General features: G+C 47.3%; 12 protein-coding genes. 7 read left to right on the forward strand and 5 right to left on the reverse strand.

From position 1 onward, the window contains the following. The first annotated feature begins 387 nt into the window (after positions 1–387). The 3 genes from V6C93_RS09780 to V6C93_RS09790 all read left to right on the forward strand — a co-directional run bounded on the left by V6C93_RS09780 (position 388) and on the right by V6C93_RS09790 (position 2,357). The gene (locus V6C93_RS09780; RefSeq protein WP_333476468.1) at positions 388–954 is read left to right on the forward strand and encodes a hypothetical protein; all 567 of its coding nucleotides are present in this window, start codon (positions 388–390) and stop codon (positions 952–954) included. Positions 955–1,397: 443 nt separating this feature from the next. Continuing rightward, positions 1,398–1,883 (forward strand): hypothetical protein, encoded by a 486-nt coding sequence (locus V6C93_RS09785; protein WP_349262664.1) that lies wholly within the window; start codon positions 1,398–1,400, stop codon positions 1,881–1,883. Positions 1,884–2,006: 123 nt separating this feature from the next. Further along, the gene (locus V6C93_RS09790; RefSeq protein ID WP_333476470.1) at positions 2,007–2,357 is read left to right on the forward strand and encodes a hypothetical protein; all 351 of its coding nucleotides are present in this window, start codon (positions 2,007–2,009) and stop codon (positions 2,355–2,357) included. Positions 2,358–2,694: 337 nt separating this feature from the next. Here V6C93_RS09790 and sir read toward each other — a convergent pair whose 3' ends face one another. The 5 genes from sir to mrdA (V6C93_RS09815) all read right to left on the reverse strand — a co-directional run bounded on the left by sir (position 2,695) and on the right by mrdA (V6C93_RS09815) (position 13,328). Next, positions 2,695–4,668 (reverse strand): sulfite reductase, ferredoxin dependent, encoded by a 1,974-nt coding sequence (gene sir, locus V6C93_RS09795; protein WP_333476471.1) that lies wholly within the window; start codon positions 4,666–4,668, stop codon positions 2,695–2,697. Positions 4,669–5,755: 1,087 nt separating this feature from the next. Then, the gene (locus tag V6C93_RS09800) at positions 5,756–6,295 is read right to left on the reverse strand and encodes a hypothetical protein (RefSeq protein WP_333476472.1); all 540 of its coding nucleotides are present in this window, start codon (positions 6,293–6,295) and stop codon (positions 5,756–5,758) included. 721 nt (positions 6,296–7,016) lie between these two features. After that, entirely contained in the window at positions 7,017–8,546 is a 1,530-nt protein-coding gene (locus tag V6C93_RS09805) for a diguanylate cyclase domain-containing protein (RefSeq protein WP_333476473.1), read from the reverse strand. 973 nt (positions 8,547–9,519) lie between these two features. Then, positions 9,520–11,328, reverse strand: coding sequence for a penicillin-binding protein 2 (gene mrdA, locus V6C93_RS09810; protein WP_333476474.1), 1,809 nt, complete (start codon positions 11,326–11,328; stop codon positions 9,520–9,522). Positions 11,329–11,483: 155 nt separating this feature from the next. Continuing rightward, complete coding sequence (gene mrdA / locus V6C93_RS09815; RefSeq protein WP_333476475.1) at positions 11,484–13,328, reverse strand: penicillin-binding protein 2; 1,845 nt, start codon at positions 13,326–13,328, stop codon at positions 11,484–11,486. Between the two features lie 336 nt (positions 13,329–13,664). Here mrdA (V6C93_RS09815) and V6C93_RS09820 point away from each other — a divergent pair, with 336 nt between their 5' ends. The 4 genes from V6C93_RS09820 (at position 13,665) to V6C93_RS09835 (ending at position 17,604) form a co-directional block, all read left to right on the forward strand. Then, positions 13,665–14,801 (forward strand): ABC transporter ATP-binding protein, encoded by a 1,137-nt coding sequence (locus V6C93_RS09820; protein WP_414644161.1) that lies wholly within the window; start codon positions 13,665–13,667, stop codon positions 14,799–14,801. A gap of 5 nt (positions 14,802–14,806) precedes the next feature. Beyond that, positions 14,807–15,214: a hypothetical protein gene (locus tag V6C93_RS09825; protein WP_333476477.1), complete on the forward strand. Its 408-nt coding sequence runs from the start codon at positions 14,807–14,809 to the stop codon at positions 15,212–15,214. A gap of 213 nt (positions 15,215–15,427) precedes the next feature. Beyond that, positions 15,428–16,603, forward strand: coding sequence for a spermidine/putrescine ABC transporter substrate-binding protein (locus V6C93_RS09830; protein ID WP_333476478.1), 1,176 nt, complete (start codon positions 15,428–15,430; stop codon positions 16,601–16,603). A gap of 113 nt (positions 16,604–16,716) precedes the next feature. Beyond that, positions 16,717–17,604 carry an ABC transporter permease gene (locus V6C93_RS09835; RefSeq protein WP_349262665.1) on the forward strand — a complete coding sequence of 296 codons (888 nt, stop codon included), beginning with the start codon at positions 16,717–16,719 and terminating at the stop codon, positions 17,602–17,604. Positions 17,605–18,013 lie beyond the last annotated feature (409 nt).

Here is an 18,013-nt window from a genome sequence, read left to right on the forward strand (position 1 = left end):
CGGAAATTCCCCTCGCCGCTGAATGGGGAAAATTCTTGCAGCAGGAATTACATCGCTTGCGTCTGAACCTCAGTGAGTAGTTTGGATGTACAGAGTTCTATCGTTCTCAAGGTTGATTTTTTTTGAAGATTATCTTTTTGACGAATAATTTTCTGTATCTTGAGGAACAACTTAACTTAACTTTAGATAACTCCTTAGGTGGACGCTTCATAACCTCCACACTGTTAACGTGATAAAGAAAAGAGGTGGCAATCAATATGCCGCTATATTACGACGAAGTTTAGATAGATTATCTGAATTTCCAGACATTAATCAACATTTGTTCAAATTTCACGAAAGGGCAGAAAAGTTCAGGCTTATTTTTGCCTACAACTAAAGGAGATATCCATGAGCGGACAGTATCATAAAAATCCCATTAAAAAACTTGTGAGCCTGGTAGGTGTTGCTAGCGCTAGTGTTTTTTTAAGCCTTCCCGGAGTTGCACAAACCGCCCCTAATGCAGGTGGCATGAATCAACCCCTTAATAATGCAGATCGCCAAACTGACTCTACTATGACAGATGGGCAATTAATAGCTCAAACTATGGGAAATGAGCGATATAACACTTGCGGAGGGTACGAAGGCAACGCTACTTCAGGGGGAGGCTACTTTTGTGCACTCTACCGCATGAATCCTAATGGCGGAGGGAATTTGTACCGTACCTCTCCTCAGGGAAGTTCTACGACGGACAGTGGGAGTTCGACTACAGGAGCAGGCTATCCCGGAAATAATACCAAACCTCAGGGTGTAAACGACTCCATGAATCAAGATTCTAATAGGAGTGGCTCTAGTACCCAAGAGCAGACATCTCCTCAAGGAAGTTCTACGATGGACAATGGGAATTCAACGACAGGAGCAGGCTATCCCGGCAATGGTGTAACTCCTCAGGGTCAAAACAACAAGATGAATCGATAATCTCTTCAGAACCGAGGAAAATTCAACCACATCAGGTAAATAAGTCAGGGGCTAAGAGTCAGAAGAAGAGTTTGAGCTTTGATGGAAGTTCGGATTTTGGCTTCTAACTTCTAGCTCCTGTCCTTTATAGGGGAAAAGTGGTTTAGACCGATACATAAATTTAATAATTTAATAGCTATCTATTCCCTTAGTAAGAGTCAATGACCTAAGACAGATTCTACCAATAGCAGGATGCAAGCCTTTATCACCTGAGTAAAAATTACAGCAGTTAAGCAAATGTTCAGTGCTGTTGCAGGCCATCTCATCTATAAAGGAAAGGCAGGGGTTTTTTTCTTCTATATAGAAGAGCAACTATTGCTCTTTAGGGCAATACTCTTTTGACAACAGCGCTAGTCCGTAGATTCCGCCATACCGTACATCTCAGAGAGGGTGATGAGTTTCAGATGAACACAACTGAGCCAAAGGAGCGAAAGTTTCTACGTCCAATCGCGCTGCTGCTTTCAGTTTTATTAGGAGTGCCTTTCTTTAGTGGCTGCTCTAGTCAGCGGAGTTCAGCGCCACTGCCACCTGTGGATGATACGAGGGGTGGATCGCAAACCTATCCTGCTCCTGGGAATCAACCTCAAGCCAAAAAGGGATTGTCAACCAAGCAGAAAGTGGCGATTTTGGCAGGAGCAGCCGCACTTTACTACCTCTACAACAAGCATAAAAACAATCAAGCACAGGGTGCACAGGGTAAGTACTACCTTTCTAAGAATGGTCGCGTTTACTATCGCGATGCTCAGGGTCGTCCTCACTGGGTGACGCCGCCGCCAGGTGGAATTCAAGTACCAGAGTCGGAGGCGCAACAGTACCGTGACTTCCAAGGCTATAACAATAGATCCACAGGTCGCGACTTAACTAACTTGGCTCCATCACAAGCCCAGTAACCGTTTTTCCTAAAAAGTGTCGGTTTCGAGACAACGCTAAACCGAGGAAATACAAGGAGTCTGTGGCATGGCTTATACCATCTTCACAGCCACTCCATAACAAAATCAAAAGGGAGATAAATCATGGTGGATGGATTTTTGAGAAAGGTTAAGGACGCGATCGTCGGCAATGATGAGGAATTTGACCAAGATCCTGGTTATAATCAGCCGCGTCCTGCCAGTGAAGACCCCTACGGCGACCCGGCAGGTTATGGCGGGCAGTTCGGAGATGTGCGTCCTGCCAGTGAAGACCCCTATGGCGACCCCGCAGGTTATGGCGGTAATGACGGGCAGTTTGGAGATGTGCGCCCTGCCAGTGAAGACCCCTATGGTGACCCCGCCGATTCTATGGACAACTATGGGGGGCAATTCGGAGATGTGCGCCCTGCCAGTGAAGACCCTTACGGCGACCCAGCGGATCAGGAAAGCTATTAGTCATGCAGGAGTATCTGTTTAGAGATTGCTTTTGATGCCAGAGTCGAACATGAAATTGGGTTGAGAGTTAGTTACCAGGAGTCGTAAAGCAGGCAGTTGCAGATGAGTTTACTGCCCTTTTTTCTTTTGTATGTATAGCAGTCGCCAAGGAAATTAGGACAACGCCAAATACTGAAAGCTTGACCCGTCGATCTTTTGCCTACTCCAGCGGAGAACGCTGCGCGAACTGCCTTCTGCCCTTAGCCGTCTGCTTTTGCTATACCTCTGCTTCAAAAAAATGCTGCCACCGAGTTGCAACTCGGTGGCAGTACCATTCTTTTCTATAGGGACAAAAGCTTTAATTGTCCTTTAAGTAAGCTTCAAAAGCTTCTGCTGCTAGCTGAGTCATGGTCTTACCCTGCTTGGAGGCAGCATCTTTGAGGCGTTTGTAGAGTTCATCGCGCACGCCAACCCGGTAACGAGTCTTCCCGACAAGAACTACTGTACTGGATAGTTCTGGCTTCACGACTTCATTAACTAAGCCAGTATCGGATTGAGGGTCGAGTTTTGGAGACTCATAGTCAACTGTAAATTGGCGAATCGCTTCAAAACCGACGCGATCGCAAAAATCTCCAAACTTCTCTCCAGCTTGACGCTCTTTCTTAAAGAAGACAAAAATGGGCTCTAGGAAGGTTTCGAGCTCATCAAACCTCATGCGATCAACATAGGCTTGTGCCAACCGTGTCTGATCGGGCGAACCCCCCAGCCAAACTTGGTAACTCTCCGGCGCACTCCCAACAAAGCCCAACTCTGCCATATAAGGCCGAGCACAGCCATTAGGACAACCGGTCATCCGCACGACAAAGTGCTCATTTTCTAAACCTAATTTGTCCAAGAGCGATCGAATCCGGTCAAGCATTCCAGGCAGCGCCCGTTCCGATTCCGTAATCGCCAATCCACAAGTTGGTAGCGCAGGGCACGCCATTGAATAACGCACTAAGGGTTCCATCCCGTCTGGGGAGGTGTGAACGCCGTGTTTGTCAAGAATCTGCTGAATGGCTACCTGCTGTGAGGGTTCGATGTCGTAAAGAATGATGTTTTGGCTAGCCGTCAGCCGCATCGGGAGAGAAAATTGCTGGATAATTTGCCGCAGCGCTGTTTTGAGACGGAAGATGCTTTCATCTTTCACCCGACCATTCTCAATTGAAATTCCTAGGAATAGGTTGCCATCTCCCTGTTCATTCCATCCTAAATAATCTTGATATTTGAAGGCAGGTAGCGGCTTGTAGGGGGCGAATTTTTTCCCGAAGTAGCCTTCTACGGTTTCCTTGAATTTCTCCACGCCCCAATCATGGAGTAGGTATTTCATTCTGGCATGACGACGATTCGCGCGATCGCCATAATCTCGCTGCGTCGCCACAATCGCTTTCACTGCGTCGTAGACATCATCCTTCTCAACATAGCCAATCGCGTCAGCCATGCGAACAAACGTATCTTCTTTATTATGAGTACGTCCTAATCCGCCACCCGCCAGAACATTGAAGCCTTGCAGTACGCCCTTTTTATTGGTGATAACTACCAAGCTGACATCTTGGGTGTAGAGGTCAATCGAGTTATCCCCCGGTACCGTCACAGCAATCTTAAACTTCCGGGGCATATAGTGTTGCCCATAGATGGGTTCCTCTTTATCCGAGAAGTTGGTCCCGTTGACATTGCGTTCCCGTGCCGCCTTCACTTCAGGCGCTTCTTCAGCACTAATTATTTTTTCGCCATCCAGCCAAATCTCGTAATAAGCACCGGTTTGAGGGGCTAGCAGGTCAGCAATATTATTGGCATACTCCCAGGCATACTGATACTCGGGTCGATTTTTATAAGGTGCGGGGGGAGCCATGACATTGCGGTTTAGGTCACCACAAGCCCCTAAGGTTGACCCCATGTTGCGGATAATTGAGGCGAATACGGTCTTAAGATTCTCCTTAAGGATGCCGTGAATTTGAAAGCCTTGGCGAGTCGTAACCCTTAGGGTATGGTTGCCATACTCTTGAGACAGTTGGTCAAGGGTAAGATACAGCTCTGGAGGAATGAACCCACCCGGACTACGGGTGCGCAGCATGAACTGATAGTCTTTATCCTGCCCTTTGACTCGATTATCCCGGTTGTCTTGCTGGTAAGAGCCGTGAAACTTAAGAATTTGATTAGCATCTTCCGTGAAGTGGTTGGTGTCTTGCAACAGCTCACTTGCCACTGGTTCACGTAAGTAGTTGCTCTGTTCTTTGAGACCTTCATTCTTAGATACTTTTCGTCCTGGGGGGGAAGTTGGAGATTTAACCATTGGAGCTATAAGTCAAAACTGATGAATTTTATTTCCGGTTAATCGGGCGGGATTACGGTAAATAATCTATTTTAATCTTACTTTTACTAATCCAAGCAAAGGCTTTAGAAATCCTAAAATACTACGCCAGCCTTAGCCTGTATGCTCTTTTCCGCACACTGCTAGGGTAACGCCTCACGATTAAGAGTGCAAACGTTTTGCGATCGCTCCATAAAGTTTCTGTAAAGGAGTCGAGTGAATCAGCCATCATCACAGTATTCGGTACCTTCCCAGAACACACCCTTTTACAGTTCACCTAGCGTCAAGACGTTTTTTCCGTCAGATTTATACAACCGTTTCAAGCCCACTGAACGCAAGCGAGAGTGATTCTTCTCCAGCAACCTCTTCAGTAGATAGTTAAAAATACCTAAATACAAAAATTAATCTTTTATTGTAGCTATCGTCTTTTAGAAATCTCCCTGTTGGCAGAAGACTTTAATTAAATAAAATTAGATAATAAGACGTAATGTAAAAACCTTTATCATCACATTTTTTAACATTTTGAGCCTGGATTTAATTATGCATGTTTTTCATCACTTCCCTTCCATCCTTGAAGAAATATATAGCGAAACGCTTTGCTCACGTCAAATCTCTCGTACCCAATTACATCAGCTCCAGTCGCTCAGCCAGGACTGTTCACTGAACCCGCAACAGAATCGTCTCGTTAAGCGATTGATTCATGCCTCACGCCGAGGCTGGCTTAATATCATTGAATAGTGACCCACAGGAATGAGTTACAGATGAGAAGGTTATAGAGTAATGTTGATTTGAGTTCAATATGGGTTTGTGTATGGGCACGACATGTCATGCTCATACTTTATAGTATAGGCAACCGAAGGCCGCTCTAATCTTCAAGTTTCAAATTTAAACCTTTTAAGTTTATAGGCAATAATACAAAACCGACTACCCGAGCAAAGTTCTGATTAATTACAAAATAGAATAGACAGGCTGAGTAGCCTGTCTATTAACCTTTTATAGCTATCAGCGAAGAGTCTGTGTTTCAAGGTTTAAGCTCGAACAAATAGATAACTAAACCATGACAACTCACTTAGAATTTGAAGCCAGCACCTGCTTGGAAACTAACAGCGTCGGCAGGGCTATTTTTGTAAGCATTGACGCCCCACTTGGTGTCGCCGTAGATAACTAGATTTTGACCTAGTTGAGATTCGGCACCGACTGTCACAACGGGAGCATTTTTGTTGCCCAGAGGGGTTGGTTTTCCTTGCTTTTCAACGAAGGAATATCCACCACCGACATAAACGTTTGTATTCTTGGCGACAGGAACATCATAGGTCACTATTGGCATGATAGCGCTGGTTTCATCGCTGAATAGTACAGCGCCGCGTACAGAAACTGGTGCTTTTTCAGTTGTTAAACGACCTTGAATATTACCGCCAAAGGTTGCAGCGTCACCACCTGTTGCACTCCCGCCATTGGTGACACCTGCTGATACACCAGCACCAATATAGTCGGCTTTTGTTCCTTTCAGGGGTTCAGCTGAGGCTCTACCAGCAGATAGTAAAGCAGGAGCAAGTAGGGTAATGGCTAAAGTAGAAACGGTGATGACAGACTTAATTGTGAGTTTCATAGTTCCTTTCATCCAGGGTTTAGAGTGTATCGTTGCGTTGTTACTATCAAAGTCGTTAGTCAGAATCAAAAGGTTCCAGGAAATAGAATTTTTTTTGAATAATCTTTTTTTTAAAGGGTTGGGAAGCTACCTATGATAGGCAAGGTATGAAAAAGCCACATATAATAAAGTGAATCATGGTTGAGCTTGGATAAGGGTTCTTGTTTGTTGACTGTTCATTTATCACTTTATTCGTTTTAAAAGTGGCGAAGTGGACTGTTTTTAAACTGTCACATAGCTAGTGAAATTAACCCAAATTTCTTAGAGATATAGACCTATGTCGGTTGTTTAAAGGAGGACTGTTAAAATTCAGTAGGGGTTAGTAGAGAGACTGATACTTGATTGTGTATCCCCTTCAAGCGCGAAGCGATATAAGCTGTTTGAGAGCTAGTTTGAAGAGCAGACAGTGCCTGAGGTAATGCAAATAGTAAATAGGACTTACGCACTGAAACAAAATCTCGTTGTTCTGGGTGTTGGCAAAGAAGCGGGAAGCCTTATTCTACCGTTGCGAATCTGGCTGAGTGCGTAAGTCCTAGTAAAATTCCACCTGCGTAAAGCGGGCGAGCAACCCTTAGATCGGAGTTCTTTGTGCGATTACCTAAATTTTTCTCAGACAAAAAAGCCGCCATCCCAGCGTGGCGACCATGTGCCTACTGACCTTACTCTTGAGTTTTGAAGTCGCTCAGGAAGCACAAGTTTGAGTAAACCAGCGATTGCGTCCTGCGGCTTTTGCCTGATATAAAGCAGCATCAGCTGCTCCAATGAGCATGGTTGGTGAAGTGTTGGGTGTCGGATAGATACAGGCGATACCGAGACTCAGAGTAACGTGCTGACTCACAGCTGACTGAACATGGGGAATTTCTAAGGCGTTAACAACGCTCCGCATTTCCTCCGCGATTTGAGCCGCACCCGCCAGCTTGAGATTAGGTAGAATCACAGCAAACTCTTCGCCTCCGTACCGAGCTACTAAATCCTTAGAACGCCTTGCACAAAAACGTAGGGCATCGGCAACCTGACGCAAACAGGCATCACCCGCTTGGTGACCATAGCTGTCGTTATATTTCTTAAAAAAGTCGATATCACAAAGAATCAGAGACAACGGCAAATTTTCCGTTGCCATGCGCTGCCATTCGATCTCAAGGTACTCATCAAATCGGCGTCGGTTTGCCACGCCGGTCAGTCCGTCGAGAGACGCCAGACGCTGCAACTCGCGATTAGCGACCTCTAATTTTTGATACAGCTGAGATTGCTGAATGAGACGGCGCACCCGCTGACGTAGCACGGCAAAATGAATCGGCTTCGTGACGTAATCGGTGGCTCCGACAGCAAACGCTCGGTCTACTGATGCTTGATCGTCCAGACCGGTAATCATCAGCACAGGGGTTCGTGAAGCACCGTTGAGGCAATCAACATCGATAAAATCCTCCTCTTGTGCTGAAGTATCGCTCTGGAGTCTTTGCAGCTGGGTACAGCAAACAAAGCCGTCCATGACCGGCATCAACGCATCTAATAAAATCAGATGTGGTTTAAGGCGTTTGTACACTTCTAAACCCTGTTCACCATTAGTAGCTTCGACCACCTGATAGCCATCTTTTTCCATAACTCGGCGTAACACTTGGCGCATCGAGGGGTCGTCATCCACTACCAGAATGACCGATGGGGCTTCGGGGAGAGAAACTGGGTTCATTCTTGATATTGCTCGCTGTCGTTGGGCCTGTAACAATGCCTCAACCCTTTGATACTCAGCCTTTAACCGAGACACTATTTCTAGTGCCGTTATGGTAGTGCCTCCCCGGCTCATATCTTCCAAATCCTGGCACAACTGGTATAGTATCGGGGTACCCAGTGTTGTACTCCTTGACTTGAAGCTGTGAGCGGCTTCCTCCAATCTTTCGATATCGCCAGTATTCGCAGCCAAACAAAGTGCTTGCAATAACTGGGGAGCCGCTTCCAGGTAGCGATCAATTTCCTCCACTATCACTTCCACCATCACTGGGGCATCTGGCTCCACCCGCTCATCTAGGGTTTGCCGTTGTTCTCGGTCAATTGGGACGTCCGTCAACTGTCGTGGTAGAACCTCAACAGCTCGAACCACTGGAGTTTTGGGCAGCGGCTGGTTTGTGCCAATTGCCCGAACCAATGCCTTGGTTTGAATGGGTTTAAGGATGTCGTCGTCCATGTAGAGTTGAGACTGTTTAATCGGCTTGTTCAAAAAGGCTGATCGGACGGACGCACCCTGGCAGCTTTATGATTTAGGATCAACAGATGCTTTAAAAGCCAGCTGCTGTGAAGAACTGGGGCAATCAGACTCCTGCAAAAGCAGCAGCAGGAGCAACAATTTTGAAGTAAAAGGTCAAGCCACGCCCCAACTCTTTTTTAACCCACATTGTAACGTCCCTTAATGCGCATAGCTGCTTCCTTATCACAAGGGAATGCTGAGTCATTCGATTTTGAATGTTGAATTGATCAGCTGCCGTGCATCTAATTTACATAATCAGGACGGGTAATATCATGTCCGGCTAATTGCCCATAATAAAACCTCTCCACTTCCCCAGGTCTGTCCTAATGATGGGTATTCAACCGGACATGATATTTAAGATGAATGGCACTGACTTAAGCGAAAAATGATCGTTTCTTGGAAAAACCAAGATTGGGGGGGTTCCCCCAAACCCCATCCTCACTAAAGCTCCCGTGCACAAGGGTTGGTTGGTGAGGTATGAGAGTTCTTAAGTCAGTGCCATTCTATTTAAGATGCCCATCCCACAAGAGCTTTAGAAATTTGGTGATGCAAAGGTAACTGCCGATTAGCTTACACACTAACTTGCAAATTAAATACGCGAGAGCTTACCAAATCCGCATCATAGGAGCCCCATGAAAAATTTTCTATCTTTTTCTCCCCCTGCCCCCTGCTTGGTAGAAATGAGAGGTTATAGAACCGAATTTGGTAGACCTACGGATTCAACTACGCTCAGCTAAGACAGCAGGCGACCACAAGAGGACTCTCGCAGGAGATCACCTTGACAAAGTGCGATTGCCTTTGGCACAAGCGTTGCTGAGCGCCTACAGCACAAGCGTTACGGATCGCGCTCTTCGATATTCCTGAGCAATGAATCCAGCATCAGCTCGGCTCAAGCCTATAGGCTAGCCATATACTTCACTGTCGCCATGTTGCCCAGATCTGTTCCTTAATCAGGCTTCGCTTGCATATCTTTCGGTGGTTGAGGTGGCTTTTTATCAAAGTAACCCTCTAGAACTTGGAGTGCCATTGGTCCTGCTATCTTCCCACCGCTCCCGCCGGAATGCTCAGCAAACGCCAGCACCACAATTTCTGGCTTATCTGAGGGCGCATAGGCTCCAAACCAAGCATGAGGTTTGCCGGGGGGAGCCTCAGCTGTGCCACTTTTCCCAGAAATGGGAGGGAGGTGAGGTACATTCAAAGCTGTACCTGTACCAGAGGCTATCACTTGACGTAATCCTTCTCTTATCACCTTAATGGTAGATGGTTTGAGATTTAATGGCTTTCGCCAGTTTTTCGAGTCTTCATTGTCCTTGAGTAAGTGAGGTTTGACCCGATAACCGCTATTAGCTGGTACGGAAAACATTACCGCCAATTGGAGCGGCGTTGCTTGGGTAAATCCTTGACCGATGGACATATTGACTGTATCTCCGACCGTCCATTCCCATTTATAAGCCTTCTGCTTCCAAGCTTCATCCGCGACTAACCCCGAAGCTTCTTCCGACAGTTCAATCCCGGTTTTTTGACCTAAGCCATACTTACGCGACCATTCAATCAACGCTGGCCCACCGACGCCTCTACCAATCTGACCGAAGAACGTATTACTACTCATCGCCAGAGCTCTCACAAATCCGATGGAACCGAAGCCAGCATGGTTCCATTCACCAAAGGCGGTATTGCCAACCTGCAAAGCGGCATAAGTCTGTAACACCGTGTCGGGAGAAAATTTACCCGTTTCTAGCCCTGCTGTGGTTGTGACAATCTTGAAGGTACTGGCTGGTGGAAAGCCTCGCATTGCTCGGTTGACAAAGGGGTTCCCTTTACTTTGCAGTTGCTTCCAGGTCGCTTGAGTAATCCGTGTTGAGAAGATGTTCGGGTCAAAAGCAGGACGGCTCACCATCGCGAGGACAGCACCATTATTGGGGTCAAGAGCAACAATGGCACCCTTGCGATCGCCTAAAGCTGCCTCCGCTGCCTTCTGCACCTTCAAGTCCAACGTCAGCTGCACATCCTTACCCGGTTTGGCTTTTTTCTGTCCTAAAACTCGCAGCACCTGACCGGCACCATCCACCTCTACCTGTTGACCCCCCCATTCACCCCTGAGCTTATCCTCAAATGCCTGCTCGACACCCATTTGACCGACAATGTCGCCGATACGGTAGCCTTCATTTTTGCGCTTGGCGAGTTCTTCATCGTTGAGTTCACCGGTGTAACCCAATACGTGAGCCGCCAAATCACCGTTGGGGTAGTTGCGCACAGCTTCAATGTCCACCTCTACCCCTTCGAGTTGGTTGCTGTACTCTGCCAGCGCTGTAATCTGAGCAGGACTAATATCACGCTCGATCCGGATGAGAGAAGGCGAGTTAAAGCCTGCTCGTTCTACACGTTTTTGAATATCGGCTTCTGGAAGATTCAACGTCTTCGAGAGGCGTTGCCGGGTTCCAGGCCAGTCCGTCTTCTTGAGTGCGATCGGCCACAGATAAACAGCATAAGACAACCGGCTGCTCGCCAATACTCGACCCTTACGGTCAAAAATATTGCCCCGTACCGGTTGCTTGGGAATCAGACGAATCCGGTTATTTTCTGCTAGCTGTCGGTTACGAGTACCCTGAATCAGCTGTAAGTACGCTAAGCGACTACCCATTGCTCCCAGCAGGAAGAGGCTGACGAACAGCATGACAAACAAAGGTTGGTAATTGCGCCCAACGGTGCGGGGAGTCGGTTGACGTCGCCCGGAGGAAGGCTGAAATACAGTCATATCAGAAAATTTTCCCGGCAGGAGTCCGTTTAAATTTTCATCTATTTTATTGCTTATTCTGACCTTTTTGTGCTAATTCATACCAACTTTCCGTCTTCAAGTGGGAAATGGGTAATGGGGAAGCCACGAGGGTTAATTTCCAATTCTCCTCGATGTCAGTGAGGAGCCGAGGGCTTAGCTTTAGAGGTAGGAGCTTCTAGATTCTTAGGTTTAGGGATGAGACCTGGATTGTTGTGCTTAAAGTAAGCCTCCAGAACTTGACGCACCATTGGTGCTGCCACTGCACCCCCGCCGCCTCCGGAATGCTCGGCAAAGGCCACTACGACAATTTCTGGTTTATCAGAAGGCGCATAGGAACCAAACCAAGCGTGAGCTTTGCCGGGAGGAGCTTCAGCCGTTCCACTTTTACCGGAAGCTGGAGGGAGTTCAGGCACGTTCAAAGCCTTTCCTGTACCACCTGCCACCACTTCTCGCAATCCCTGTTGCACAACCTTAATGGTAGATGGCTTTATATTGAGCGACTTGCGCCAACTTTTTGAGTCTTCATCATCTTTGAGTAGGTGAGGCTTAATTCGATAGCCGCCATTCGCTGGCACAGAAAACATCACCCCTAACTGTATCGGTGTTACCTGGAGAAACCCCTGACCAATGGACATATTAACCGTATCCCCCACCGACCAAGGTAACTTCAGGTTTTTCTGCTTCCAGGCATCATCGGCTACCAAACCCTCAGCTTCTTCTGAGGCCAGTTCAATGCCAGTTTTTTTGCCAAAGCCATACTTCCGAGTCCATTCGATCAGCGTTGGGCCACCAACACCCCTACCAATTTGATAGAAGAAGGTATCGCTACTCCAGGCGAGCGCCCCAACAAATCCCAATGGACCAAATCCAGCATGGTTCCATTCTCCAAAGGTCGTCCCACCAATGTTTAGAGAGCCGTAGGTCTGGAGTACGGTGCTGGGGGAGAATTTCCCCGATTCCATTCCTGCTGTGGCTGTAATCACTTTGAACGTACTAGCGGGTGGAAATCCGCGCATAGACCGATTCACAAAGGGGTGGTCTTTACCTTGGAGTTGCTTCCAGGTGTTTGCCGTAATGCGCGTCGAGAAAATGTTGGGGTCAAATGTAGGACGGCTAACCATTGCTAGAACAGCGCCGGTGTTGGGATTGAGGGCAATGATCGCGCCTTTGCGATCGCCTAAAGCCTTCTCCGCTGCTTTCTGTACGTCTAAGTCCAGTGTCAGGTGTACATCTTTACCCGATTGAGCCTGTTTTTGACCCAGAACTCTCAAAACGCGACCGGAACCGTCCACTTCCACCTGCTGACCGCCCCATTCACCCCGCAACTTGTCCTCAAAGGCTTCTTCAACGCCCATTTGACCGACAATATCGCCCATCCGGTAGCCTTCGGATTTGCGCTTGGCGAGCTCTTCATCGTTGAGTTCACCGGTGTAACCGAGGACATGAGCTGCCAACTCGCCGTTGGGGTAATCCCGCACCGCTTCAATATCTACCTCTACGCCTTCGAGTTGGTCGCTGTACTCTTCCATTGCTGTGATCTGAGCAGGAGTGATACCACGAGCAATCCGCAGCAGTGAAGGTGAGTTATAGCCTGCTTTTTCCAAGCGTTTTTGAATCTCGACTTCTGGGATATTCAAAATCTTGGAGACAAGCTTGAGGGTTGCAGGCCACTCGGCCTTCTTGCGTGCAACAGGCCAGATATAGACGGCGTGGGACAAGCGACTGCTTGCCAAAACTCGACCCTTACGGTCAAAAATATTGCCCCGCACCGGTTGCTTGGGAATCAGACGAATCCGGTTATTGTCCGCTAGTTGTCGGTTTCGCGCTCCTTCCAGCAACTGTAAATATACTAAGCGAGCCCCCATTCCTCCTAACAGGAAGATGCTCACGAACAGCATGACAAATATGGATTGGTAATTGCGCCCCACGGTTCGGGGGGTAGGTTGACGCCCTATTGAGGAAGGCTGATTCACAGTCATAACGGAAATCGTACAGGATGGAGTCCAAACAAATTTTTACGGGTTTATTTTGAGCCTGATGTTCCAGCGAGAGGAAACAGCTCAACCCTCAACTGAGGATACGCGTTTTTTGACGAAAGACCAGGGGGTGGCCCAAAATTTACTGATAGCGTGAGCGTTGTAGCGTTGCACCTCCAGAGGAGCTAGTGGGATGTTAGCCAAGCGAGGCATGAGTTGGTAATCGTAATACATCAAGACGCTTGAGTAGACAGATAAAATAATCCCAGGTATGGAAACAACGCTTAACCAAACAGACAGACCTACCCTCAAAAGTAGGGCATCGCCGCTGTTGAACTAATCACTATGTCTCAAACTTCCGTTAAAGAACAACGCGCTCCGGATACTGCTAGTGAGCTTGATGTTGAACTCCGCAAGGTTTTCAAAGTGTTTGCTGGAGAGACGGCTGTCCGGGGTGTGGACTTGAATATTCGCCGAGGAGAGTTCTTTAGTATTCTCGGTCCATCGGGTTGTGGCAAGACGACAACCTTGCGCTTGGTGGCAGGCTTTGAGACGCCCTCAGCTGGAGAGGTGCTGATTCAGGGGCAGCCGATGAATCACGTACCCCCTCACCGACGCCCCGTGAATACGGTTTTTCAGAGTTATGCTCTGTTTAATCACTTGAGGGTATCAGAGAATATTGCCTTTGGTCTGCGCGTCAAGAAGCTGAAAAACGCAGACGTTGAGGAGCGGGTGAAACAAGCGCTCAAACAAGTGAAAATGGAGGCTTACGCGAATCGGTTTCCAGGGCAACTGTCTGGGGGGCAGCAGCAACGGGTGGCGTTAGCACGGGCGCTGGTCAATCGACCCACTGTCTTGTTGTTAGATGAACCGTTGGGGGCGTTAGATTTAAAGCTGCGTAAGGAGATGCAGGTCGAGTTGTCGAATCTGCATCAAGATTTAGGCGTCACGTTTATTATGGTGACTCATGACCAAGAAGAAGCATTGAGCCTTTCTGACCGCATTGCAGTGATGCGCGGGGGGAAAATTGAGCAAGTGGGTACCCCGACGGAAATCTACGAGCGTCCTCGGACAACCTTTGTGGCGGATTTTATTGGCGATACCAATTTATTTAGGGGGCGTATAGAGGCTTCTGATGCGTCTTCGCTCCAACTGAGTACGCCGACGGGTCTGAAGATTGTGGTGCACTATAAGCCTGAGAGCTATACGGCAAGCCATACCCAAGATATTGTGGTCAGTATACGTCCTGAGAAAATCCGTCTCTCGCTTTCTCCCCCAGAGACCACCATTAACTGCTTTGAAGGTCGTCTCCAGCATGTGATGTATTTGGGGACTCACGTTCAATATGTGGTGAAGTTGGAGAGTGGCGATCGCTTAACGGTTATGCTACCTAACGTAACCAACAAGTTGCCAGACACGAACACCCCAGTGTACGCCCGTTGGGCTCCTACAGATTGTCTGGCGTTGGAGGAGTGAAGATAATGCTAGTACCGGGAGTGCGATCGTTTTTACGAGAGTTGGAATCTCACTGCTGCTCAACAGCGATCATGACGTTTCTTGATGGTGACGGCGAACCGATGGTGATTACCCTCAAACGCCAAGGGCAGGAAGTGGCCTACGGTGACTACTGGGGCACCAAGGAATTATTCGTTTCTAAACTCCTATTTGGCTGCAACCCATCAGGTTCGCTGATTTTGCGCTCTTTCACCCCAGAAATAGACGAATTTACCCAGCTACCGATTAAAGAATTGCGCGGTTACGTTCTTAGAGGTGATGGGGATGACCTGGAATTTAAAAAACTAACTCCGAAAGCCATGTTCGCCTGTCACAACACCGACGCCCAAACCGGTGAACCGCTTGCCTTAGAGCAATCGGTTCGCTATTGCTGAGATGGAAGAGTTGTAGGTTGTAACTTAGAAAATTGAAAGTTAAAAAAATGGATTGCAGGTTGTAACTTAGAAAATTGAAGATTAGAACTTGCAACCTTGAACCTTCTGACCTTGGGTTCTTGCCACCATTCAATATTTCAAGGTTTAACTGCTTCAACCTTCAACCTTCAACCTTTCAACCTTCAACCTTTCAAACTTTCAACCCTTGGATTTATGACCAATGACCATCAACCACTCCTAATACGCCCTACCAGACGTCAGTTCTTAAAGTTAGCGGCCTCGACAACGCTAAGTAGTACGCTACTTTCTGGCTGTGGTTGGACACTGGCTGAAGTGCAGGAGTCTTCAGAGACTGCCTGTGGTCGGACAGTGGCGGACGTAAAACCAAAAACTAAGGTTCAAGAGTCTTCCAAAGTTTTATATATCTACACTTGGGCTAACTATACTGATCGGGATTTACTAGACCGCTTTCGGGCAGAAACAGGCATCAAAGTTGTTGCCGATGTCTTCGATTCTAATGAGGTAATGCTTGCCCGACTTCAGGCAGGAGGTGGTAGTGCTTACAGCATCATCTATCCATCTGACTATATGGTGCAGAAGATGGTGGATTTATGTTTGTTAAGGGAACTTGACCACTCACAGCTCGCTGGATTACAGGGACTGATTCCCCAGTTCCAAAATCCTGGGTACGACGGGGGTAATCGGCACAGTGTACCCCTTAGTTGGGGAACAACCGGTTTAATCTACAACAGTCAGAAGTTAAAAGAAGCTCCGCAAGATTGGTCTTATCTTTGGGAAAGTCAGCAGCCGCAACTATCTGAACTCAAACGGATAACGTTGCTCAACGATGTCCGGGAAGTTATGGGTACAGGGTTGAAAATGTTGGGGTACTCTTACAACTCAACTAACCAGAAGCAGGTTCAACAAGCCTATGAAAAGCTGGCGCAGTTAAAACCAAGAGTCGCCTCATTTACTTCTGATGCTTGGCGACCCCAAATGTTAAGTGGGGATTTACTCATAGCCATGTGTTTTTCCTCGGATGCCAGTGAAATTATGGAAGAGAATGAAAACTTGCAGTATGTCCTTCCTAAAAGTGGTTCTTCCTTATGGACGGATACCCTAGCTATTCCGATCACAGCACCCAATATTGAGGGTGCCTATGCTTGGATTAACTTTATGTTGCAGCCCGATGTAGCGGCTCAAATTTGTGAACGTCTTAGCTTTGCAACACCAAACCAACTTGCGATCAATCAGTTACCAGAAAAAGTTAGAAATAATCAGAGCCTGTTTCCACCCGATTCCTCGCTCAAGCTTTGCGAAAGTATTGCGCCCATCGGGAAAATGGAGGAAATTTATGATGAATACTGGACTAAGTTGCTAATTATTTAATCTGCATTTTTAGGGACTACTAACCTCGCACTCCAACCTTCAACACTCCATAAAGATCTGTGTCTAGTAACCTAACTCCTCCTTCTCTACCCAATTCTGGTACAACTGATGGCATTGCCGAATCAGCTGTTCTCAAAGATAGGAAGCACTCACGGTGGCAGTGGGTGGAACCGCTGATATTGCTAAGTCCAGCTGGTATTTGGTTACTAGTATTACTGGTGCTACCAACGCTGGTGATCTTTGAGTTGAGTTTGGTGCCGAATATCAAACCAGGAGAGATGGTGAATCCTTCTGGGTTCGAGAACTATCTTCGAGTATTTGAACCGATTAGATTTCAGGTCATGGGGCGATCGCTCTATTTAGCGGTTGGCACTACGCTCATTTGCCTACTTCTGGGATTCCCTGTTGCCTATTGGATTGCCCAGATGACACCCAAGCGCTGGCGCAATCTACTCCTTTTAGGGTTTATCTTACCCCTTTGGACTTCCTCGCTGTTGCGTTCTTATGCTTGGATTACAATTCTACGTCCCACAGGGGTACTTAATACCATTCTCACCACGATTGGGCTACCTCCGTTGGAGTTGTTGAATAACAGTGCTGCGGTATTAATTGGCATGGCTTACAGTTATTTGCCCTACATGGTGTTAATTCTCTACGCTTCGGTGGAGAAGTTAGACAAGCGTTTGTTGGAAGCTTCAGCAGATTTGGGGGCAAATCCGATTCAAACGTTCTGGAAGGTAACGGTACCACAAACGATACCGGGAATTGCAGCCGGTTCGCTGCTGGTATTTATTAGTGGGTTGGGGGACTTTGTCGATCCGGAATTGCTGGGTGGGGCGTCAAGTATGACCGCTGCGCGTTTGATTTATAACCAGTTTTTGGGAGCAACTCAGAATTGGGGCTTTGGTTCTGCGTTGAGTATGGTGTTAATTGCGGCTGTGAGTATTGCGATCGCACTTTTGATTAAGTATGGCGATCGCGAGGCGACAACCCAGCGCTAACTACGTTAAAGCCCGAAAGGACTTGCTTATGGGCGACTTGCCCCTGCTCACCCTCAACGCGACTAAGACGCTTTAAGGCAAGGCGTCGATTGAAACTAAGCATATGCATAAGACCATAATCCTACCATTATAAGCCAACGAAGTATTCACTTTTGCCAATTGTGAAGATTCGATGGTCTTAGTGACCAACTCTTCTCAAAAGTTCACCTAACTTAATAAAATGGAGGAGTCGGCAACAATAGGTATTTATTCTCAAGTAATGCTTAATATTCAATTTCCCTGGCTGACCACTATTATTCTGTTGCCCCTATTAGCCGCTCTAGCGATTCCCGTCCTACCCGATAAAGAAGGTAGAACCGTCCGCTTATACGCCCTTGGGGTGGGTTTAATTGATTTTGCCTTAACAATT

Origin of the sequence: Allocoleopsis sp., assembly GCF_036703385.1 — a bacterium.
In the GTDB taxonomy this organism is placed as follows: domain Bacteria; phylum Cyanobacteriota; class Cyanobacteriia; order Cyanobacteriales; family Coleofasciculaceae; genus Allocoleopsis.

Excerpts from the sequence above, each read along its gene's own strand:
- V6C93_RS09780 (WP_333476468.1), top strand. The coding sequence starts at position 388 with ATGAGCGGACAGTATCATAAAAATCCCATTAAAAAACTTGTGAGCCTG.
- V6C93_RS09785 (WP_349262664.1), top strand. The coding sequence starts at position 1,398 with ATGAACACAACTGAGCCAAAGGAGCGAAAGTTTCTACGTCCAATCGCG.
- V6C93_RS09790 (WP_333476470.1), top strand. The coding sequence starts at position 2,007 with ATGGTGGATGGATTTTTGAGAAAGGTTAAGGACGCGATCGTCGGCAAT.
- sir (WP_333476471.1), bottom strand. The coding sequence starts at position 4,668 with ATGGTTAAATCTCCAACTTCCCCCCCAGGACGAAAAGTATCTAAGAAT.
- V6C93_RS09800 (WP_333476472.1), bottom strand. The coding sequence starts at position 6,295 with ATGAAACTCACAATTAAGTCTGTCATCACCGTTTCTACTTTAGCCATT.
- mrdA (WP_333476474.1), bottom strand. The coding sequence starts at position 11,328 with ATGACTGTATTTCAGCCTTCCTCCGGGCGACGTCAACCGACTCCCCGC.
- mrdA (WP_333476475.1), bottom strand. The coding sequence starts at position 13,328 with ATGACTGTGAATCAGCCTTCCTCAATAGGGCGTCAACCTACCCCCCGA.
- V6C93_RS09825 (WP_333476477.1), top strand. The coding sequence starts at position 14,807 with ATGCTAGTACCGGGAGTGCGATCGTTTTTACGAGAGTTGGAATCTCAC.
- V6C93_RS09830 (WP_333476478.1), top strand. The coding sequence starts at position 15,428 with ATGACCAATGACCATCAACCACTCCTAATACGCCCTACCAGACGTCAG.